At 61.4% G+C, this 22314-nt stretch carries 17 protein-coding genes; 7 read left to right on the top strand and 10 right to left on the bottom strand.

Annotation, left to right across the window (positions count from 1 at the left end):
* Positions 1–23: 23 nt before the first annotated feature.
* The 9 genes from oxlT (PQR27_RS37030) to leuC all read right to left on the bottom strand — a co-directional run bounded on the left by oxlT (PQR27_RS37030) (position 24) and on the right by leuC (position 11312).
* Entirely contained in the window at positions 24–1307 is a 1284-nt protein-coding gene (gene oxlT / locus PQR27_RS37030; protein WP_408528625.1) for an oxalate/formate MFS antiporter, read from the bottom strand.
* A 137-nt stretch (positions 1308–1444) separates the two neighbouring features.
* Positions 1445–3022: a gamma-glutamyltransferase family protein gene (locus PQR27_RS37025; RefSeq protein ID WP_408528624.1), complete on the bottom strand. Its 1578-nt coding sequence runs from the start codon at positions 3020–3022 to the stop codon at positions 1445–1447.
* A gap of 135 nt (positions 3023–3157) precedes the next feature.
* Positions 3158–4492: an amidase gene (locus PQR27_RS37020; protein ID WP_408528623.1), complete on the bottom strand. Its 1335-nt coding sequence runs from the start codon at positions 4490–4492 to the stop codon at positions 3158–3160.
* The gene (locus PQR27_RS37015; protein WP_408528622.1) at positions 4489–5469 is read right to left on the bottom strand and encodes an ABC transporter substrate-binding protein; all 981 of its coding nucleotides are present in this window, start codon (positions 5467–5469) and stop codon (positions 4489–4491) included. The genes PQR27_RS37020 and PQR27_RS37015 overlap by 4 nt, the downstream gene beginning before the upstream one ends.
* 67 nt (positions 5470–5536) lie before the next feature.
* A complete protein-coding gene (locus tag PQR27_RS37010) occupies positions 5537–6391 on the bottom strand; it encodes an ABC transporter permease (RefSeq protein WP_408528621.1) in 855 nt (284 codons plus the stop codon).
* On the bottom strand, positions 6388–7164 hold the full coding sequence (locus PQR27_RS37005; RefSeq protein WP_408223646.1) for an ABC transporter ATP-binding protein: 777 nt from the start codon (positions 7162–7164) through the stop codon (positions 6388–6390). Before PQR27_RS37005 ends, PQR27_RS37010 begins: the two co-directional genes overlap by 4 nt.
* Positions 7165–7826: 662 nt before the next feature.
* Entirely contained in the window at positions 7827–9158 is a 1332-nt protein-coding gene (locus tag PQR27_RS37000) for an MFS transporter (protein ID WP_408528620.1), read from the bottom strand.
* Positions 9159–9262: 104 nt separating this feature from the next.
* Positions 9263–9904, bottom strand: a complete 642-nt coding sequence (leuD, locus tag PQR27_RS36995; RefSeq protein ID WP_408528619.1) for a 3-isopropylmalate dehydratase small subunit — start codon at positions 9902–9904, stop codon at positions 9263–9265.
* Complete coding sequence (leuC, locus tag PQR27_RS36990) at positions 9897–11312, bottom strand: 3-isopropylmalate dehydratase large subunit (protein WP_408528618.1); 1416 nt, start codon at positions 11310–11312, stop codon at positions 9897–9899. Before leuC ends, leuD begins: the two co-directional genes overlap by 8 nt.
* A gap of 129 nt (positions 11313–11441) precedes the next feature.
* Between leuC and PQR27_RS36985 the strand changes: the two genes are divergently transcribed.
* Positions 11442–12344 carry a LysR family transcriptional regulator gene (locus tag PQR27_RS36985; RefSeq protein ID WP_408528617.1) on the top strand — a complete coding sequence of 301 codons (903 nt, stop codon included), beginning with the start codon at positions 11442–11444 and terminating at the stop codon, positions 12342–12344.
* A 100-nt stretch (positions 12345–12444) separates the two neighbouring features.
* On the opposite strand, the gene PQR27_RS36980 is transcribed toward PQR27_RS36985, so the two are convergent.
* Positions 12445–13452, bottom strand: a complete 1008-nt coding sequence (locus PQR27_RS36980) for an asparaginase (protein ID WP_408528616.1) — start codon at positions 13450–13452, stop codon at positions 12445–12447.
* Positions 13453–13872: 420 nt separating this feature from the next.
* Here PQR27_RS36980 and PQR27_RS36975 point away from each other — a divergent pair, with 420 nt between their 5' ends.
* From PQR27_RS36975 to oxlT (PQR27_RS36950), 6 genes are all read left to right on the top strand, one after another.
* Entirely contained in the window at positions 13873–15453 is a 1581-nt protein-coding gene (locus PQR27_RS36975; RefSeq protein ID WP_408528615.1) for an ABC transporter substrate-binding protein, read from the top strand.
* A gap of 95 nt (positions 15454–15548) precedes the next feature.
* Complete coding sequence (locus PQR27_RS36970) at positions 15549–16490, top strand: ABC transporter permease (RefSeq protein WP_408528614.1); 942 nt, start codon at positions 15549–15551, stop codon at positions 16488–16490.
* Between the two features lie 18 nt (positions 16491–16508).
* Entirely contained in the window at positions 16509–17471 is a 963-nt protein-coding gene (locus tag PQR27_RS36965; RefSeq protein ID WP_408528613.1) for an ABC transporter permease, read from the top strand.
* A gap of 4 nt (positions 17472–17475) precedes the next feature.
* Positions 17476–19134, top strand: coding sequence for a dipeptide ABC transporter ATP-binding protein (locus PQR27_RS36960; protein ID WP_408528612.1), 1659 nt, complete (start codon positions 17476–17478; stop codon positions 19132–19134).
* Positions 19135–19262: 128 nt separating this feature from the next.
* The gene (locus PQR27_RS36955; RefSeq protein WP_408528611.1) at positions 19263–20276 is read left to right on the top strand and encodes an alpha/beta fold hydrolase; all 1014 of its coding nucleotides are present in this window, start codon (positions 19263–19265) and stop codon (positions 20274–20276) included.
* Positions 20277–20918: 642 nt separating this feature from the next.
* A complete protein-coding gene (oxlT, locus tag PQR27_RS36950; protein ID WP_408528610.1) occupies positions 20919–22205 on the top strand; it encodes an oxalate/formate MFS antiporter in 1287 nt (428 codons plus the stop codon).
* Positions 22206–22314 lie beyond the last annotated feature (109 nt).

Genomic DNA, 22314 nt, shown 5'->3' with positions numbered 1-22314 from the left:
GGCGTCGCCCGCGGTCAGACTTGTTATCGATGCGCGCCGACAAAACGCGCGCGCGCCGGCTTCAACATGAACATCGCAAGTGCGGCGGTACTCAGATCGAGCACAATCGCGCAGCCGAACACCGGCACCCAGCTACCGGTTTGCTGATGCAGCAGCGCGGCCAGCGGACCGCCGAAGATCGAGCCGATCCCGAATGAGATGTAAAGCCAGCCGTAATTCGCGGTGGCATAGCGGGCACCAAACGAATCGGTCAGCGTCGAAGGGAACAGCGAAAAAATTTCGCCCCAGCCAAAGAACACCACGCCGGATAGAAGCACGAACAGGACCGCGTTATCGCGCGTCATTAGCCAGAGCGCCATCGCCACACCTTCCAGCGCGAACGCGAAACACATCGTGTTTTCGCGCCCCAGGCGATCCGATATCCAGCCGAACAACGGACGGGTCAGGCCGTTCGTGAAGCGGTCGATCGTCAGTGCCAGCGGCAACGCGGCGAGCCCGAAGACCAGCACCTTGCTGACGCCGAAGTCCGCGGCGAAGCTTGCCATCTGCGACGTAACCATGAGGCCCGAAGTAGACATCATCGTCATCATCACGAACATCAGCCAGAACAGCGGCGTCTTGAGCATCTCGGACGGGCGGTAGTCGCGCGTCGTGACCGCTGTCCGGGGTACTGCCGAGCCGATACTGTCGGCCGCAGGCGGTACTCGCAGGCCCTGAGAGGCGAGGAGGCCGACCACTGCGAAAATGATGCCATACAGCCACAGCGTGGATTCGACGCCGTGCGTTGCCAGCGATGCAGAGATCGGAAAGGTGGTGACAATTGCGCCCATGCCGTAGCCTGCGGCTGCTACACCAGCGGCGAAGCCGCGTCGATCGGGGAACCAGCGAACCACGAACCCCACTACGCCGACGTAGACGATGCCGGTACCGAGACCGCCGATGCAGCCATACGTGAGGTACAGCATCGACGTACTGTGCGCATACGATGCCAACACCCAGCTCACGCCCGCCAGCAACGTGCCGATCGAGATCAGCATGCGCGGCCCGAAACGATCAATCAGCGCACCCTGGAACGGTGAAAAAAATGCCTGCAGCAGCACCAGCAGTGAGAATGTCACTTGCAGTTCCGGCAGCGCGATGCCGAGCTTGGCCATGAGCGGCTTCGTCATCAGAGTCCATACATATTGCGGACTCGAAATCGTCATCATGCAAACAAGGCCGAGTCCGAGCTGGATCCAGCGCGTATGCGCGGCTGTTTGCGCGACGGGCGAGGCGCCGCCTTTGAGTGATTGCGTGCGGGTGTTCAAGGTGTTTCTCCGTTTCTGGATTGAAGTATCGACAGATGGACGGACGTGCGCCGTCCTTGCCGTCGGCGCGAACGCTCGCGGGTCGTCGATTCAAAAGGGTGCGGGCGGAGCGGCCGCCCGCTATTTAGCCGGCGCGCCTACCAACCAGCCGCGGCGCCATCGCTGCGCGGGTCGTAGCCTGCTTCCAGACATCCATTACCGTGCCGGACGATTGCGCCGGCGTGGCCCATTGCTTCGTCGTACGGCCGCATCTGCTCGACGTCATGGCCGAGACGACGCAGCGCATTGAATGTGTCGACGGGAAACCGCGCCTCCAGCTTGAGTGATTCATTGGTTTGCCCCCAGGTCCGGCCCAGCAACCAGCGAGGCGCATCGATAGCGGTTTGCGGATTCCAGCCGAAGTGCGCGATCCGCGAGAACACGGCGCTTTGCGATTGCGGCTGGCCGTCGCCGCCCATGTTTCCGTACACCATCGTGCGACCATCGGCGAAACGCGCGAGCGCCGGGTTCAGCGTGTGAAACGGCCGTCGCCCCGGCGTAAGTGGATTGCGCGCGGAGGGATCGAGCGAGAAGCTACAGCCGCGGTTTTGCCAGTTGATACCTGAATCTGGCAGCACGAGGCCGCTGCCGAACTCGTGATAGATGCTCTGGATGAAGCTGACGGCCACACCATCGGCGTCGATCACGCCGAGCCACACGGTGTCGGCCGGTCCGAGACCGCGACCCCACGGAGCTGCCGCAGACATTGAAATCTCTTTGGCCATCGCGTCGAGCACAGACGGCGCGAGCAGTGCCTGTGGATCGATGTCCATGTAATCCGGGTCAGTGATGTGCTTGTCGCGCATGGCAAACGCAAGTTTGGTCGCCTCCACGCATGCGTGGACATACTCGGGCCCGAGCGGATCCATATCGTCGCGTAAGACACGGTCAAGCACACCGAGAATCTGCAGCGACACAAGCCCCTGTGTGGGCGGTGGCATGTTGTAGATCGTGCCGAGCGAATGCGTGAGTGCCAGCGGCGTGCGCAGCCGTGCGCGATGCTGTTCAAGGTCCGCTAGCGACAGGTGACTTTCGAGGGCGCGCAGATCGGCTGCGATGCTGCGTGCGAGGTCACCCCGGTAGAAGTCGTCAAGACCCGCGTGAGCGAGACGCTCGAGCGTCGCGGCGAGGCGTGGTTGCACAAAGCGATCGCCGGTGGCCGGCACGCCCAGCGGGTTGTCGCTCGTCAAAAACGTTTCGGCGAACCCCGCGACCGATTCGAGTTCCTGCCGCTTGAGCGCGATGCATTCGGACTGACTCCGCGTGACCGGAATACCGCCTCCCGCGTAGGTGATTGCGTCTTCGAGCAGGCGCGCGACCGGGAGCTTGCCGCCGAGTGTGTCAGTCGACCAGCGATGCGCCAGCGACCAGCCCGACACGGTTCCGGCCACTGTATTCGCCGCGAGCGGGCCGCGAAACGGGATCGACTGCAGGCCGCGTGCGCGGTAGGCGTCGATCGTCGCGGCCGATGCCGCCGCTCCACACGCCTCGATGCCGACGGGCTCTTCGCCCGGCCGCGAAATCAACCAGAAGCCGTCGCCGCCGATGCTGTTCATATGCGGATATACCGCTGCGATGGTCGCCGCTGCGGCAATCATCGCCTCGACGGCATTGCCTCCGTCGCGCAGGATCGCGAGCGCGCTTTGCGACGCCAGCGCATGGGGTGTGACTGCCATCCCGCGGATGCCCCGCACGGGATTTAAAGATTCTGCTGACATAATTCCTCAAAAATCAATCGATCATCGCTACCCGCTCAGCCGCTACGGCTTCGCTTGATCACGTGAAACCTGCTGCACACAACGAAGCTGGCATCAGCGAGAAGCCACTGCCATGTTCCAGCCGGTTCTACCTTCCACCCACTCTGCGAGCGACAGCAACGCGGCATCGTGCTGACTCGCACCAACCAGTTGCACGCCAAGCGGCAGCCCGCCCAGACCGAAGCCAACCGGTAACGTCACCGCCGGCACGCCGAGGAAGGTCCAGGGCGTGCAGAACGCCGCATCGCCCGTATAGTCGAGCCCGCGGGGCGCTTCGCCCGATGCGGGCGCTACCAGCAGCGCGTCCAGTCCCGCCGCTTCGGTGAGCCAGCGATCGAAGCGAAGCGCCATCCTGAGCTGCAATGCCTTCGCTTTCGCATACTCAGTTGCGGGCAAAGCCCGGCCTTCTTCGACCAGAGCCTTGATCGGTGCGCTGACGAGAGCCGGCGAACGGTCTACCAGTTCGCCATGCGTCAGCGCCGCTTCAACTGCGAGCAAGATCGAAGCATGGCGTGTGGCGTCGACCAGTTCGACAGGCAAGTCGGCACCGACGATTTCTGCGCCGTCAGCGCGCAAACGCAAGGCAAGTTGATTCAGCACGTGTTGCTGCGCTTTGTCGATCGGTCCGCCGATCTGCTCGCGCAACACGCCGATGCGTGGCGGCCGCTTTACCGCATCGTCTGGGCCCTTCCCCTGGCGACTGTTGTGCGAGGCGTGTGGATCGTCCGCATCGCTACCCGCCAGAATCGACAGCGCATGAACTGCGTCAGCGACGTTGGTGGTGAAAACACCAAGATGATCGAGCGACCCTGACAACGGCAACACACCGGTCCGCGCGATCGTGCCGTAACTCGGCTTGACCCCGACCACACCGCAATACGCGGCGGGGCGAATGACGGATCCGAAGGTCTGCGTGCCGAGCGCGAGTGGCACGATGCCGGCCGCAACGGCGGCAGCCGAGCCGCTCGACGAGCCGCCAGGTGTGTGATCGCTATTCCATGGGTTGGTCGTGGCGCCGGGCTGACGCCAGGCGAACTCGGTGGTGACCGTTTTACCGAGTATCGTGGCACCGGCTTCGCGCAAACGGGTGACCACCCAGGCGTCCTTCTCGGGCCTGCGCCCTTCGTAGGCCGGCGACCCGTACGCGGTGGGCATATCGGCTGTATCGATCAGGTCTTTCACGCCGACAGGGACGCCCGCGAGCGGCGCGTCGGGATCCGCACGGTTGACTATCGGCGACGCCGGCAGATGGATGAACGCCTGCAACTCAGGCTGGAGCCGTTGCGCGGCATCGAACGCCTGTTGCACCGTCTGCTCGATAGTGCGTGTTCCCGCGCGGATCGCGTCACGGATTTCTCGGATGGTGGGGGAGGGGGAAGAGTGGCTCATTTCGCGGCAAGTGCTTGATGAATGAAGTTCTGCACGATGAAGGTGCTGTAGTTCGGCTGCTGCTTCAGGTTGCCGAGCGCGATCTGCGTATCCATTGCAACCGTCAGCGCTTTCGGCGTGATGTCGACGTTCCTCGGATACACGCCTTCGGCCAGCATGCGTTTTACCGCAGCATTCACGATGTCTGGATCAAGGCCTGGAAATTCCCTGCGGGCGATCGCCAAGGTTTCCGTGGGATTGTTCTGCATGAATACGAGCGCCTGCTCCATGCCTCTCACGAACCGTGCAGCCACATCGGGATCCACGCTCCGTTTCGCCGAGATCGACGAGAACGCGTATTCGCCGTACAACTTCGGAAAGCCGAGCACCACTTTCATGCCTTTGGCAACGGCCTGATCGAGGCCGGGCTCATACATCACTGCAACCTTGGACTGGCCTGCCACCAGCGGGCCAATCTCGGAGCCAAGCGGTACCTGGGATAGTTTTACGTCGGACGGGGACATGCCGTTCTCCTTTAGCAACTTGAAGAACAGCGACGTGCTGGTGGTCGGCATCTGACCCGACACGACCGTCTGGCCCTTCACGTCCTTGACGCCGCTGAATTTGCTGTCCGGCGTGGCGGCGATCCACACCGCCGCGCCGTTCACAACGTTGGCGATCACATCGACATCCGCGCCTTTTTCGGCGGCGACCGCGGTCCATTCGGGCCCATGCAGCGAGAAGTCCGCGCTTCCCGACAGCACGGCCGACAACGCCGCGCTCGGGCTGCCTGCGGTCTGCTTGGTCACATCCAGCCCTTCCTTCGTGAAGAAGCCGCCGTCGATGGCGACGTAGAGCGGCAGATACAGCATCGACTGGAAAGCCTGCGAAATGACGGCTTTTTTGTCGGCGGCCAAGGCGGGCGTCGCGATGCTAACGGCCGAAACAGCGACTGCTGTAGTCAGAGCAGCCAGCATTTTTCGTGCAATGATTGCCATTTTCAGGTCCAGAGAGAAGTTAGAGTGCGGGGCGGAAAGAACAGTTCTGCCTTGTGTGGCGACGGCGTCAAACCCGTAGCGTCGGTGCATTCGATACCTGCCGCCACGGCAGCAGCTTGCGTTCGAGCAGGTCGATCAGGAAATACAATACGAAGCCAATCGCCATCAGCACGAAGAGGCCGGCCCATACGGTGTTCAGATCGTAAAGACTGGAAGCGGTGAAGATCATGTGGCCAAGCCCTTTCTCTGACGAAATGAATTCACCCACCACTGCGCCCACCAGACCAAAGCCGATGTTGATGCGGAACGTCGAGATCACATAAGGCAGCGTGAACGGAATGACGACCTTCAGGAACACATCGTTCTTGTTCGCGCCAAGCGTGACGAGGAGTGCCTGAAGATCAGGATCGGCCTCTTTCGCCGCCTCGTAGGCGGCTATCAGCGCGACAATCGCCGTCAGTGAAATGGCCAGTGCAACTTTCGAAACGAGCCCGGTGCCGAACCAGAGAATCACGATCGGGGCGAAAGCGATCTTCGGAACGCTGTTGATCGCGACGATAAACGGCTCGATCAGTCGCGCGACGAACGGCGAATACCACAGCGCGAGGCCGCAGACCGAGCCGACCGCAGTGCCGAACAGGAAGCCGAGCATCGCTTCGAACATCGTGTAACCGATATCGACGAAAAGGTCGCCTGATTCAACGGAGCGGGCTAAAGCGTCGTAGATTTTTGCCGGCGAGCCGACCAGGAAGTTCGAGACCCAGCCAAGCCGCGCAGCGCCTTCCCATATCGCAAAGAACGCGATCACCGCGACGAGTTGCAGGACTGTGCGCCCCCATCCTGTATTCAGCACGGGGCCTGAGCGCGTCTTGCTGCGTGCCGCAGAGACTTTCGCGCTGTTGATGGATACGGACCGGTTCATGCTGCCTTTACCTCGGTCTGGATATCGAGTTCCGCGCACAGCGCGTGAAAGTAGCCGGAAAAGTTCGGATCGCTGCGCGCACCGATTGGCGAACGCGCGCCGATCTCGATGTCATAGACCTTTTTGACTTGCGAAGGCCGGCCGCCTAGCACCACCACACGCTTCGACAACGCGACGGCTTCGTCGATGTCGTGCGTGACCAGTACAACTGTCTTGTGGAACGTTTCGACCGCTTCCATCAGCACGCCTTCCAGATACAACCGGGTCTGATAGTCGAGCGCTGAAAATGGCTCATCGAGCAGGATGATGTCGGGATCGTTGATCAAGGTGCGGATCAGCGCGACGCGCTGGCGCATACCGCCAGACAGCATGCGGGGATAGGCGTTTTCGAAACCGGCAAGGCCGTAGGTGTTCAGGTATTCCATCGCCGTTTCGCGCGCTTGCGCAACCGGCATGCGGGACAACTCGGGGCCGATCAGGACGTTCTGCAACACGGTGCGCCACGGCAACAGCAGGTCGCGCTGCATCATGTAGCCGACTTTGCCGCGCAAGCCGGTGACCGCTTGCCCTCGATAGACGATCTCGCCGCTGTCAGGTTCGAGAAGGCCGGCAATCACGTTGAACACGGTCGTCTTCCCGCAGCCCGACGGGCCGATGATGCTGACAAAGTCCCGTTCGTTGATGTCGAATGACAACCCACCCAGCACATCGACCGAGCCCTGCTTACTGGAAAAGGATTTTCGAATGTTTCGCAACGCTAGCTGTACTGGCATGCTGATCCTCGTGCTGAACCTGAATCACTTCGCGCTTCGCTCACGTGCCCGCTACGCGCAGCGTCGGTACATGGTTGCTTGACGCTTGTGAAGTGTCTGTCATGGGGGCGCTCAGTTGCTGGTTTCGTCGGCTATCGACGAAATATAGGTGCAAATGGCAACAATTGAAATGTCCACATTGAATCAACTCGCACAAAGCGTGCCATCGTGAGAAAACCCCTATGTGCACGTGTAAATCGAATATTTTCAGGTGGAAGTGAGCGTACTGCCATGTTCGGGAAGTGTGCAGATAGGCGCAAGGAAGGTGCATGAGGCACGACAAAATCGGCGGCGCACCGCTTCTGGGCGAAACGCAGATGTTCAGCGGCGAAAGGCCATGGCACGACATTTAGGATTGGAAATCGGTGCGAGCACCGGCTCCGGTATTGAAGGGCCGTGGCAACGCGGTTGCATCAGGACGTCTATGTTGCAGCTTGAGGGTGCGCTTGATACAGCGTCGTGCCAGTTCGATCTAGTCGCCGTTTTGGCTAGGGGACATGCGGTATGACGTGTCGCTTCGGTCGCCGCATCAATGCCGTGGCGTCGGCGGGCGGCCGCAAGAAATTCGGCTTACCCCCGACGCCAGCGAGTGTTTTCCGGGTAGTGGCGCTTCTGCGCAGAAATCAGGAGACCGTGGTCGTGACGGACGACTCCCTTTGCCGCCGGCCGAACATCCAGGAAATGACCGCCGACACGACCAGCGTACCGCTAACGAAGTAGAGTCCGAGCGAGTAGTCGCCGCTGACTTCGCGCAGCTTGCCGATAACCATTGGCCCGATCGTACCGCCGATCAGACTGCCCATCGCATTGATCAACGCGATGCCCGCTGCTGCAGCCGAACCGGAGAGGAACTGCGTAGGCATGCTCCACAGTGGTGGCTTCGCAGCGTTGATGCCAAAGTTCGCGATCGACAGCCCGACGATCAGGAGCAGTGCTGACGGTGCATACCCGGCAAGCAGCATCCCTGCGCCTGCGGCCAGACATGCGATCGACACGTGCAATCTGCGTTCGCCGGTTCGATCGGAGTTTTTCGCCCACAGCACCATACCGACAACGGCGACAACATTGGGAATGGCGTTGACGAGCCCTAATTCGAAATAGCTGAAGCCGAAGTGGCTAATGATCATCGGCGCCCAGATGCCAATCGCGTACAGACCGGTCGACGTGCCTGCATAAACGAGGGCGAGGGCGAGCACGCGCGGATCCTTCATGGCCGCCCATACGCTGGATGCCGCGTTCGTCGCCTTGGCGGCGCGCTCCCGGTCCATCTCGTGGGTGAGCCACTCACGCTCGTCGGTATCGAGCCAGCGCGCATCTTCAGGCTTGTCGGTCAGGAAGAAGAACGCGATCACGCCGAGCGCGACGGTCGGCGCCGCTTCGAGAATGAAGAGCCACTGCCAGCCATGAATCTGTGCGATGCCGTCCATGCCCATGATGGCGCCGGAGATCGGCGAGCCGATCATGTTCGACAGCGGCGCGGCGGTCATGAAGATCGCCGTCACGAGCGCGCGATGCCGGGCCGGAAACCAGTAGCTCAGGTACAGGATGATGCCGGGGAAGAACCCGGCCTCCGCCAGTCCTAGCAGGAAGCGCAGCACATAGAAGCTATATGGACCGCTGACGCTCGCGGTTCCAGCGGAGAGGCCTCCCCACACGACCATGAGCAATGCGATCCACCGTCGCGCGCCGACGCGCTGCAGCGCGAGATTCGACGGCATGCCGAACACGATGTAGCCGACAAAGAAGATTCCCGCCCCGAAGCCGAACATCGCTGGCGTGAGGCCGATGTCGTGATTCATCGTCAGGCCGGCGAAGCCGACGTTGACGCGGTTCAGGAAGCTCACGAAATAGAGCGCGATGATGAATGGCACGATGCGCCATGTAATCTTCTTGACGGTGCGTGTTTCTAGCGCGTTCGCGTCCGGCACGGTCGCGCGTTTGGAAGGCTGGGGCATGGTTGTCTCCCGCCGGCGCGTTCCACGCGCCGGTCTCGTTACCAGGTTGAAATTCGCGTCGCTCGATGTCGACACTCACGCATGGGGAGCGTGTGCGCGTCCAGTTACGACATGCTGCGTTGCTGGGCGGGAAGATCGATGCGCGCCCATGGATTGGCTGCCCAATGCCGCTTTTCAAACGCGTCGATCTGGTCGGATTGTTGCAGTGTCATCTGAACCATGTCGAGACCGTCCATGAACATGCGTTTTTGCCGCGGCGGGATCGAGAACGAATGGCGCTCGCCCGAGGCTGTCACCACAACTTCGTTCTCGACGTCGATCGACAACTGCCTGGTGTCCGCATGAGCAAGTTCTGCAACGAGTGCATCCACTATCTCCGGCGCGAGCGTCACGAGCAGCAGGCGATTGTTGCCGGCGTTGAAGTAGAAGATTTCGCCGTAGCTCGGAGCGATGACCGCTTCGATGCCGGCTTGTTGCAGTCCCCACACGGCGTGTTCGCGGCTCGACCCACAGCCGAAATTCGAGCCGGCGATCAGAATGCGTGCGTCGCGATATTCCGGGCGATTCAGCACGAACGCCTCGCGCGGCTGACCACGGTCATCGTAGCGCAGGTCGTAAAGCAGCCCACGCGCAAGCCCCGATTTGTCGATGCCGAACAGGAACTGCTTCGGCATGATCTGGTCGGTATCAAGATTGTTGATCGGCAACGGCGCTGCGATGCCTTGAATGAGACGGCGATCAGCCATGTACAAGCTCCTTGCGAATGTCGACGATATGGCCCGCGATCGCGGCGGCAGCGGCCATTGCGGGACTCATCAGGTGGGTCTTGCTGCCGCGGCCCTGGCGGCCTTCGAAGTTGCGATTGGTCGTCGAAGCGCAGCGCTCGCCCGGTGCCAGGACGTCGTCGTTCATCGCGAGGCACATCGAACAGCCGGGCTGGCGCCATTCGAAGCCTGCATCGATCAGGATCTGGGCAACGCCTTCGCGCTCGGCCTGGTCGCGGACCATGCCGGAACCAGGAACGACCATGGCGCGAACCGAGGCCGCGACCTTGCGTCCCCGCACCATCGCCGCTGCCGCTCGCAGGTCTTCAATGCGCGCATTCGTGCACGAACCGATGAACACACGATCGATTGGCGTGCCCTCAATACTTGCGCCGGCCGGCAGCGCGATGTAGTCGAGTGCCTTGCGCGCGGTTGCTGCGTCGATGCCGGTTGCCGTGTCGGCCTCGGGAATGTGCCCGTCGACGGGAATGGCCTGGTCTGGACTCGTGCCCCACGTGACATACGGCGCGATTTGCGATGCATCGACATGATGTTCGGCATCGAAGAGAGCATCGGGGTCCGAGCGCAGCGAGCGCCATGCGGCCGTTGCACTATCGAGCGTCGCTGTATCGAGATCGCGCACGCGGGAGCGTACGTAGTCGATCGTCGTGTCGTCCGGTGCAATCAACGCAGCGCGCGCGCCGGCTTCGACCGTCATGTTGCACAGGGTCATTCGCGCCTCGGCAGAAAGCGAAGCGATTGTCGATCCCGCATATTCGAGCGCGAAGCCGCGGGCGCCCTGTGCGCCGATACGGGCAATGATATGCAGTACCAGGTCCTTCGACGTGGTACCAGGCGGCAGTTCTCCGTCGACGGTGATCCGCATATCTTTCGCCACGCGATAGACGAGCGTTTGTGTCGCGAGTACATGTTCGACTTCGGAGGTGCCGATCCCGAAACCGAGCGCGCCGAGCGCACCGTAAGTCGTCGTGTGGCTGTCGCCGCACAGTACGACCATGCCGGGCCGGATCAGTCCAATTTCTGGTGCGACGACGTGCTCGATCCCCTGCGCCGGATCGTTCACGTCGAACAGGTGGATGCCTTGCGTGACGCAGTTGCGTGTGAAATTCGCGGCTTGCTTTGATGCGTCGACGATGTCGATCGTGCGGGCGGCAACCGGCACCGCACGCGTCGGAATGACGTGGTCGACAATACCCATCTGCTGCCGTGGCCGGCGCACGAGGAGGTCTTTCTCAGCGAGTCCGGCGAACGCCTGCGGACTTGTGTACTCGTTCATGATGTGCAGGTCCGCATACAGCAGCACATGCTGCTCGTCGAGGCGGTCGACCGTATGGGATGCGACGAGCTTTTGATAGAAGGTGTGCGGCATGGACTCCTCTGGCCGGTTGAATCTGAAGCGTGGGGCGCGGTCATGATCGACCGATGAGCGTGAGTCTAATTCGCCAATTCCGTTATAGAATTCAGGAAAATCTAAACTACTCTTAAATTAAATTTATCAATGGATTCGGTTTCAGACCTCGAGTTTTTCGTCGAACTCGTCAAACATGGCAGCCTGTCGGCGCTCGCGCGGGACGTCGGGGTCACGCCGCCCGCGGTAAGTGCGCGTCTTGCGCAGATCGAGCGGCGCCTCGGTGTGCGGCTGCTTAACCGGACAACGCGCCGGCTCAGCATGACGCATGAGGGCGAGCAATACCTGGCGACAGGGTCGAAGCTGCTGTCTGCGCTCCAGGAACTCGACCGGACCATTTCGAGCAGCAGAGCGACGCCAAAGGGGCTGCTGCGCGTCAATGCGACGTTCGGCTTTGGCCGCCGGCACATCGCCCCGGCTATTGCAGCGTTTCATCGCCAGTATCCCGACGTCGAGGTACAACTCGAGTTGACGGATCGCCCATTGAATCTCGCCGAAGCGGCGTTCGACGTCGGAGTCCGGTTCGGCGAAATTCCTGATTCGAGGCTGATCGCACGCAAGGTCGCGACGAACCGCCGGATGGTCTGTGCGTCGCCAATCTACGTGCGCGCGAAAGGTGAACCCGACACGCCGCGCGATCTGCAGCGGCATCAATGCATCGTACTCAGAGAAAACGACACGGCCTACGGCACATGGCATTTCAACAAGGGGAAGCGTCACGAGACCGTCAAGGTGCACGGCGTGCTGAGCAGCAACGATGGCGAAGCGACGCTCGTCTGGGCGCTTGACGGACAGGGCATCCTCATGCGTTCGGAGTGGGACGCGACCACCTATCTTCAGTCTGGGCGTCTCAAGCAATTGCTGCCCGATTGGTCGTTGCCGCCGGCGGACATCTATGCCGTGTATCCAGAGCGGCTCAATCTGACGGCGAAGGTGACGGCGTTCGTCGAGTTTCTCGAAGGGTTTCTGGGGAAGGGGCCGGGAGCGGGCTGAGATGGCGAAAAGGCCGGTGGTTTCCCGCTCACCTGCAATTTGCACCGCAACCCGGAACACGGCGGTTGTGCCAGCTGGCAACTGACTTTGTGTCGCGCGCCTACCTGGCATCGTCGACGCGCTTCCAGAATTCGAACGCGGTGGCGCATGCGTTGCGCGGCGTGCCTGTGGCGAGGAGCAGCCAGAGAAGCAGGCGCGCCTTGCGCGGCCCGAGCCATCCTGAAAACAAAGCGCCACGGCGGGCCAGGTCGATTTCTGAACCGGAAAATCCATAGGTGCGCGCCGCCGTCGATCCCGATCCCGTGCGGCTGGAGATGACGATCGGCAGCTGTGGCACCAGCGCCTCGATGCGCTGTGCTTCGTGATCCGAAACATGCCCTGCACCGTAGGCTGCGATGACGATCCCGTGATATCCCGCGTGGGCGACCGCGTCGAGCATCTCCCCCGTCTCGCCCAGACATGTCTCGACGAGTGCCACGCGCACCGACAGGTCGGGCTTTGCAAAGCGCTGGGAATGACGCTTTGACGGCGGACGAAAATACTGGAGCACACCTTCGAGCACCATGCCGGCTGGCCCCACGACCGGCGACTCGAAGGTTTCGACGGACATCGAGTTCGCCTTGCGCACCCAGCGCGCTTCATGGATCGTATTGTTCATGACCACGACTACACCGCGTCCACGACTGGCGCCGTACGCCGCGCAGGCCACCGCGGCAAGAATGTTGGCGGGCCCATCCGCACCCGCGGCCAGCGGCGTGCGCATCGCGCCCGTGACCACCAGCGGCTGAGGATGCGTCCACAGAAGATCGAGCAGGAAGGCGGTTTCCTCGAGCGTGTCGGTCCCTTGGGTCAGCACGATCCCGGCGGCGCCGGCCGCCACCATGCGCTCTGCCCAGGCCAAACTGTCCAGCACATGCGCAAGGTTCAGCGAAGGGCTGGGTAATTGCAGGAGCGTCTCGGCGTGAATCTGTGCGATATCAGCGAGACCGGGGACCGCAGTCACCAGTTGTTGCGCGGAAAGACGTGGCAACGCGCCAGCGTCGGCATTGTCGGCGGTCATGCATATCGTGCCGCCTAGTGCCCCGACAGCGATACTCGGATAGTTCATCGAAGCGTTCCTCTCGAGTGTGTTGAAAATCTCAGCTTGATCCGTAGCTCAAATAGCAAGGAGTCGCTACCGGAGAGCAGCGCCGTTTTCGCGCCCGGAATCGGTGCGACACCGATCTTGCACTGCGTGATGCACCGTCCTCGCGCGCACTTTGCACAAGTCCCGCGCATTGCGACGTGCTCTTGCCGGCCGTGCAAGCGCCCGACTTGCCTACACGTACTGGATTTACCACATGATGGCACGCTTCGTGCCTATAAGCATGTAAATTTCAATTGTTGCAAGTTGCAATTAATACGGCACGGTGGGTCGGAAATCAACCTGCCAGAACACGTCGAAGAGGTGGCGATTGGACACGGCCGCTAATACGACGCAAGCGCGGCTTGAATTCATTTTGTGTCATTTCTTCCTATGAGGTGAAGCATGTTGAAGCGATTGTTTACTCGATGCCTGGCTGGAGCGCTGATTGCCAGCGCTGCGACGATGGTGTGCGCGCAGGATGCAACCAAGGTGCTACGAGTCGTGCCGCAAGCCGATCTGAAGATCCTCGATCCGATCTGGACCACGGCATTCATCACGCGCGACCACGGCTACATGATCTACGACACGCTATTCGGCGTGGATGCCAAGGGCGTAGTACAACCGGAGATGGTGGACACGTATACGACCTCGCCGGACGGCAAGACCTGGACGTTCACGCTGCGCAAGGGGCTCGCATTCAGCGACGGCAAGCCGGTTACCTCGGCTGACGTTATCGCGTCGATCACGCGCTGGGGCAAGCGCGACGTGTTCGGTGAGCGAATGTTCACGGCTCTGCAGTCGTTCGATGCGGTCGACGCCAAGTCCTTCCGCATGACCTTCAGGCAACCCTTTCCGATGGTTCTCGACGCGCTTGGCAAGCCGTCGGGCAGCGCCGCGTTCATCATGCCGAAGCGGGTCGCCGATACGCCGGCGGACCAGCAGATCTCTGACTACACCGGGTCGGGCCCCTACATCTTCAAACAGGACGAATATCGCCCGGGCGCGAAGATTGTGTACATCAAGAACCCGAACTATGTGCCGCGACCGGAGCCGGCTTCCGGTACCGCGGGCGGCAAGCATGTCTATGTCGACCGGGTCGAATGGATCGTGCTCAAGGACGCACAGACGCAGGCCAATGCGATTGCGAACGGTGAAGTGGACATGATCGAATGGATGCCCGCCGAGCAGTACGCCGCGTTCAGGAACAATCCCAAGCTGGAACTGGTGAAGCCGACTCCCGCCGGGCTCTTCGACCTGCACCTGAATCATCTGGTGCCGCCGTTCAACAACCCGAAGATTGCCCAGGCGGCAATGATGGCGATCAACCAGGAAGCGTTGATGCGCGCGCAACTGGTGAACAAGGATCTGTACCGGACCTGTTCCTCGATTTACCCGTGTGATTCGCCGTTGGCGTCGACCGAGACCGCCTACTTCACGGGCAAGCCCCAGTTCGCGGCGGCCCGCAATCTGCTGAAGGAAGCAGGCTACGATGGCAAGCCGGTAGTGCTGATGTATCCGTCGGACTACGCAGTACTGAACAAGTTTCCGCCGGTCATGGCGCAACTGTTGAAGCAGGCCGGGTTCAATGTGGACCTTCAGGCAATGGACTGGTCGACGCTCGTGACGCGCCGGACCAGCAAGGCGCCGGCCGACAAGGGTGGCTGGAACCTGTTCATTACCGGATGGGCGCCCGGCGACACCATGAATCCCTTGTTCTTCACACCGCTGACGGGCAATGGCGACAAGGGCTGGTTCGGCTGGGCGACTGACGACAAGATCGAGCAGCTCAAGAGCGATTACCTTGTCGCCAGCGATCCTGTGCAGCGCAAGAAGATCGCTGCGGCGATCCAACTGGAAACGTACCAGAGCGGGATCCTGGCACCATTGGGCGACTTCGATTTCTATTCGGTGATCCGCAAGGGCGTGGTCAGCGGCGTCGTCCCGGCTCAGGTCAACGTGTTCTGGAACATTCGCAAGAGCTAACCCGTGTCGGCGGCCGGCCGTTCGCCGGCTGACCGCCGTCTCGCAGGGCAACGCGAGCCCGTCTATCTGTTATCCGGCTTCGGAGCGTAACCGACATGGCTTTCTTTCTTTTCCGGCGCGTACTGTCGACGGCGCCAGTGCTGGTCATTGTCGCCCTTATCGTGTTCATGATTCTGCGGCTGACCCCGGGCGATCCGGCTGCGGCACTGGTCGGTGACAACGGCACTAGCGCCGACATCGCGCGGATCCACGCGAGCCTTGGGCTCGACCGGCCGCTACCGGTGCAGTTCGTCAAATGGACCGGGCAATTGCTGCAGGGCAACCTCGGCGACTCGTACTACATGAAACAGCCGGTGACCCGGTTGATTGCGCAACGCATCGCACCAACCGTGTCGTTGTCCGCCCTGACACTGGTGATGACGCTCCTGCTCGCGGTGCCGCTCGGCGTGATCGCGGCCTCGCGGCACGGAGGCTGGCTGGACCGGACGCTAATGGGAGTGTCGGTGATGGGGTTCTCGGTGCCCTCGTTCGTGGTCGGCTATATCCTCATATGGGCGGTCGCCTTGCATGCGAAGCTGCTGCCGGTGCAGGGATACGCACCCCTGAGCGCGGGTATCGGTCCGTGGCTCACGCACCTGATTCTGCCCGCCATTACGCTGTCCATCGTCTACCTTGCGCTGATTGCACGGGTGACGCGCGCGGCCGTTGCCGAGGCGCTGACCGAAGACTACATCCGCACCGCCCGCGCCAAAGGTATCTCCGAAGCTCGCGTGCTGATTCGCCATGCGCTGGCCAACGCAGCGGTACCGATTGTCACGGTGATCGGTATCGGCGTCGGCTTACTGATCGGCGGCGTGGTGGTCACCGAAACCGTCTACGCGATCCCCGGGCTCGGGCAACTGACGGTTGACGCGGTACTGGCGCGCGACTTCCCGCTGGTACAAGGCATCACGCTGTTCTTTTCCTTTGTTTACGTGCTTATCAACCTGCTGGTCGACATGAGCTATCTGCTGCTCGACCCGCGTATCCGCTATTGAGTGAAAGGACGATTGGACATGAGCGACGATCACGATCCGATGACCCTTGCCGCGCCGGGCGCCATTCTTGCCAACCTGGAGGTGGTGCCTGCTATCCGCTCGCGCACACCGCTGTGGCGCCGGGTGCTGCGGAACTGGTCGGTGCGCCTGGGATGCGGCGCACTGGCGCTTCTGATTTTCGTAGCCGTCGCCGCGCCGTGGCTTGGCACGATCGACCCGACCGCGATGGATCCCGCGAGCGCCAACCTGTTACCGGGCGCGACGGCCGAATTCAGTGATCTGTCCGGCGCGACGTTCCAGCACTTCTTCCTGATGGGCACCGACAGTCTTGGCCGCGATACGTGGAGCCGGGTGGTATATGGTGCGCGCGTGTCCCTGTCGGTCGGCATCGCAGTGGCACTGCTGGCGCTCAGCTTCGGCGCGCTGGTCGGCGTGGCGGCGGGGTATTTTCGCCGCCTCGACGACGTCATCATGCGCGCCATGGACAGCTTGATGGCGATTCCCAGCATCCTGTTCGCGATTACGCTGATGGCGCTCTGGCGGCCGACGCTGGTCACGGTGATTGTCGCGATCACGATTCCCGAAATTCCGCGCGTCGCGCGCCTCGTGCGCTCGATCGTGCTGACCATTCGCGAGGAACCGTACATCGAGGCCGCCATTTCGTTGGCCACGCCGACCCTTAAGATTCTGTGGCGTCATATTCTGCCGAATGCAATTGCGCCGCTGATCGTGCAGGGCACCTACGTGTGCGCGTCGGCGATCCTGGTGGAAGCGATCCTGTCGTTTCTCGGCGTCGGCCTGCCGCCGGATATTCCGACATGGGGCAACGTCATGGCCGACGGCCGCATGCAGTTCAACCAGTATCCTCAGACCGTGCTGTTCCCAGGTGTTTTCCTGGCGCTGACGGTGCTGGCGGTCAACATTCTGGGCGACGGATTGCGTGACACGCTCGATCCGAAATTCAACAAACGGGAGAGCTGACGCGATGCGCGATCCAGACTTCAAAACGGCAGCACCTTCTGTCGCCGCAGCGGCCACAACCGTGCTCGCCGTGAATAACCTCAGCATTTCTCTGCCCGCCGGTGCCGACCGCCCCCATGCGATCCGGCATGTCTCGCTCGACGTGCGGCTGGGGGAGATTGTCTGCCTGCTGGGCGAATCGGGCTCCGGCAAATCGGTGATCGCGCAGGCAGTGATGGGCTTGCTGCCGGCGACGCTCAAGGCGGTGGACGGCAACATCGAACTGCTCGGCGAGAACGTGCTGACAGCAAGCCCGGACCGCATCCGCCAATTGCGCGGCGAAAAAATGGCGATGGTTTTCCAGGAGCCGATGACGGCCCTCAATCCGATCATGACGTGCGGCGCGCAGGTCGACGAGATGCTGGCACAGCATAGCCGTGTCGGCGCCGGCGAGAGGCGCCGGCGCATACTCGAGATCTTCGCCCACGTCAGGCTGCCGGAACCGGAGCGTATCTACGCGTCTTATCCGCATCAGTTGTCGGGCGGACAGCGCCAGCGCATCGTGATCGCCATGGCGCTGATCCTGAAGCCGTCGCTGCTGATCTGCGACGAGCCCACCACGGCGCTCGACGTCACGACCCAGGCCGAGATCCTCAAGCTGATTCGTGAATTGCAGACTGAGAGCGGAACCGCCGTGTTGTTCATCACGCACGATTTCGGCGTCGTGGCCGAGATTGCCGATCGTGTCGTGGTGTTGCGGCTGGGCGATATGATCGAGCAGGGCGCCAAGTTGCAGGTATTGCAGCAGCCGCGCGAGCCCTATACCCGTATGTTGCTGGCAGCCGTCCCCGCGCTGGTGCCGCGAACGCGCCCGCCGGTGGAGAAAGCCTATCCGCTGCTCGATGCACGCGGGATCGGCAAGACGTATGTGACGGGTTCCTGGCCAGCCCGCAAGCGCAAGGTGCAGGCGGCCAGTGATGTCTCGCTGACGGTGCATCCGGGCGAAACGGTCGGAATTGTGGGCGAGTCCGGCTCGGGAAAATCGACGGTCGCGCGCTGCATTGCGCGGCTGATCGAGCCGAGCGCCGGCGATATCTTCGCCGACGGCCGATCGGTGGCCAAAGCGCGCGGCCGCGCGCTCTATCCGTTCCGGCGCGGCGTACAGGTTGTCTTCCAGGATCCCTATCGGTCGCTGGATCCGCGCCAGACAGTGGGCGCCTCGATCATCGAAGGGCCGTTGAATTTCGGCGTGCCATACGCTCAAGCATGGCAACGTGCTGAAGAATTGATGACGCTGGTACGGCTCAGGCCCGATGCGCTGAACCGCTACCCCAGCGAATTCTCCGGCGGCCAGCGGCAACGCATTTCGATCGCGCGGGCGCTGGCATGCGAGCCACAAGTGTTGATCGCCGACGAGGCGGTGTCCGCACTCGACGTCTCGGTCCAGGCGCAAATTCTCGAACTACTGGACGACATTCAGCAGCGGTTGCGGATCGGCATTCTGTTCATTACGCACGATCTGCGGGTGGCCAGTCAGATCTGCGATCGGGTCATCGTGATGCGGCGCGGCGAGATTGTCGAGGAAGGGGCGATCCAGGACGTGTTCCTCGCGCCGCGCCACGAATATACCCAGGCCCTGCTGGCGGCGGCGCCAGGGCGCGGCTTTGCGTTCGGCGCCGCCTGACGCGTGCGTTTTCATCACAGTAATGTCCTGAGTTACCCTCGGAGCAAGACTGACTTGCGCATCGACACCTGCTATGCGAATTTTTCAGTTAACCACTCGTCACATTTCACCAGGAGGGATCCCTATCCATGGAAGACTATTTTGTATTCAATGCCGGAAACGTGGTGTTGCAATCCGGCATCACGTTCAGAGATGCCAAGCTCGCCTATCAAACTTACGGTAAGTTGAACGCGGAAAAATCGAATGTCATTCTGTATATGACGTCATTCTCCGCGCATCACTATGACATCGAGTGGATGGTCGGTCCGGGCAAAGCGCTAGACACTGACAAGTACTTCGTCGTTATTCCGAATCTGTTCGGCAATGGATTGTCGTCCTCGCCCAGCAACGCAAGCGAGCCCTTTAACGGTAGCCGTTGGCCGAATTTTACGATCGCCGATAACGTCGCGATTCAACACCAGCTCCTGACGCAGGAACTCGGCATCGACGTATTGCAATTAGCGTGCGGATGGTCGATGGGCGGACTACAGGCGTATCAATGGGCATCGATGTATCCGGACATGGTCAGGCGGCTGGTCGTGCTCTGCGGCGCGGCAAAGGCCTCGCCGCACAATCAGGTCTTCATCGAAGGCGTGCGCGCGACCCTGACGACGGATCCCGGCTTTCAAAACGGAACCTTCGTCGAGCGTCCCGAGCGAGGTCTGCGGGCCATGGGCCGCAACTACGCCGCCATGGCGATGTCGCAGACGTTTTATCGGAACGAAGTATGGCGGCAGGCTGGTTTTTCCTCGCTGGAAGATTATCTCGTGATGTCGTGGGAAGCGAATTTCCTGAAGCGCGACGGCAATAACCTGCTGGCTCACCTATGGACATGGCAGCATGCGAATATCGCCGCCAATTCCATATATAACGGCGACTTTAACGCGGCGCTGAAGGCGATTACGGCAAAGGCGTTGATCATGCCAAGCGAGACCGACCTTTATTTTCAGGTGGAAGACAACCGTCTCGAGGTCGAGCAAATGCGCAACGCCAGGCTCCTTCCCATTTCGTCGATATGGGGCCATCGCGCCGGGCTGCCGACAGCCAATGTGGACGATGCCGCGTTTATTTCCGCTGCGATAACCCGGCATCTTGAGGACTGACGTGCTGGACACGCCGCGGCTGCGACCTCATCGCAGGCATGGTGTGCTGCTTGACGCAGCAACCTGCGCGGCTGTCAGACCGGTGACGCAACACAGATAGCTCACCCGTACGGGCCGCGTTCTCCATCATCGGCGAACGTTAAGAACGACGCAATGCGCACCGCGATGAACTGAGTCGGGTGTTTCGGCAGACTGCGTCATCACATTCAAATCGCTCCCCTGCATCGTCGCAACCGCACAGGTTCGACGAATGCCAATGTTGCGCCCGAAATCGGTGCAACGGTGATATTGCGTCGCGCAGTGCACCTTTGTCGCGCGCACCGCGCATGGTTTCCGCGCATGGCCGGGTGTGCGTTGCGCTATGTAAAACACCTGAATTGTCCATGAATACAGGGTTTCCCGCATCGTGGCACGCTTCGTGCAAATCAAAGTCACATGTGAATGGCAATTATTGCAAAGTGCAACTATCGTGACGTCATGCGAGCTCACTAGCAGATTGTCGAAGGTGCCATTTTCAAGGCTGGATCATCTGAACCTACGCTTCGATGTACTGAGCGCGTTGTCCAGGAGCGTGGTGTTGAGCTTCCAGATAAGCGCGTCGCCTGAGTCATTTCGTGTCACTTATTCGTACGGAGTTGAAGCATGAGCACCCAGAATTTCGGCCTCCGCACCCGCGCGCCGTTTGCCCTTTCACTACACAGCCGCTGGTGGCAATTATTGTGCGGCCTCGTATGCGCGATGGTCGCGTCCAATCCCCAATATATCTGGACTGTGCTGACGCGCCCGCTGACAGCGCAGCTCGGCGTGTCGCTGCCGAGTCTGCAGGTCACCTTCTCCATCCTGATTGTCTGCCAGACTTTTCTGTCGCCGCTCGAGGGTTATTTAATCGAGCGTTTTGGACCGCGCTGGTTGCTGGCCGCGGGTGGCGCGATCACGGGGCTTAGCTGGGTACTGACGAGCCGCGCGGAATCTCTGCTGTCCGTTTATCTCTGCTATGGCGTTCTCGGGGGAATCGGCGTGGGTATTGTCGTGGTCGGCACGATCGGGCTGATGGCACGCTGGTTTCCAGACCGTCGCGGTTTTGCGATCGGCGTCGTGATGGCGGGCTTCGGTATGGGCGCAATGCTCACGACGTTTCCGATCACCAATAGCATCGCCAGGTACGGCTACCAGCATACGCTGGTCGTCTATGGCGTGATCCTCGGCGCGATCGGGATACTTGCCGCGCTCGGCATGAGGCTGCCGCCTGCCGGCTATATGGCGGACTGGCGGCCGCAGAAAGCCGCCGCCGCCGTACCCGATACGCGGTCCGGCAGCATGCTGCGCACACCGTTGTTCTGGCTGATGTTTGTGATGATGTCGATGATGGCGACCTCCGGCCTGATGGTGACTTCGCAAATGGCAGTCTTCACGCGAGACTTCGGCATGGCGGGGGTTACCGTGTTCGGCCTCGCAGCGTTGCCGCTTGCGTTGACGATTGATCGCGTGGCGAACGGCGTAACGCGGCCTATGTTCGGATGGATCTCCGACCTGATCGGCCGCGAGCACACGATGCTGATCGCATTCGGGATGGAAGCGATAGCGATGACCTTGTGGCTTACGTCGCGGCACGACCCGGTGTTGTTCGTGCTGCTGTCAGGCGTTGTCTTTCTCGGTTGGGGCGAGATCTTTTCGCTGTTCCCTTCGACCCTCACGGACACCTTTGGCGGCAAGCATGCGATCGTCAACTACGCGTGCCTGTCCTATGCACAAGGTGTCGGTTCGATCCTGGGCGGACCGCTGGCCTCGCTACTCCACGAGCATACGGGAGGGTGGGACGCGGTGTTCGGCACGGCTATCGCATTGGATAGCTGTACCGCTGTGCTTGCGATCGCCGCACTCAAGCCGATGCGCCGCGCGTGGTTTGCCCGCGCATCCAGGCGCCCGTAAGGCAATCCTCCTCGGCCAGCTTGCCAGCAATCTCGACCACCTGAATCTGCGCGGATGCTGTATCGCCTCGTCGATTCTCTGTTTGTTTGTCTCCTTAATTTTCCACTGA

Source organism: Paraburkholderia fungorum (genome assembly GCF_046027215.1).
GTDB classification, from domain to species: Bacteria; Pseudomonadota; Gammaproteobacteria; order Burkholderiales; family Burkholderiaceae; genus Paraburkholderia; species Paraburkholderia fungorum_D.
The sequence above is the reverse complement of the archived record's forward strand: the minus strand, read 5'-3'. Positions and strand labels throughout refer to the sequence as shown.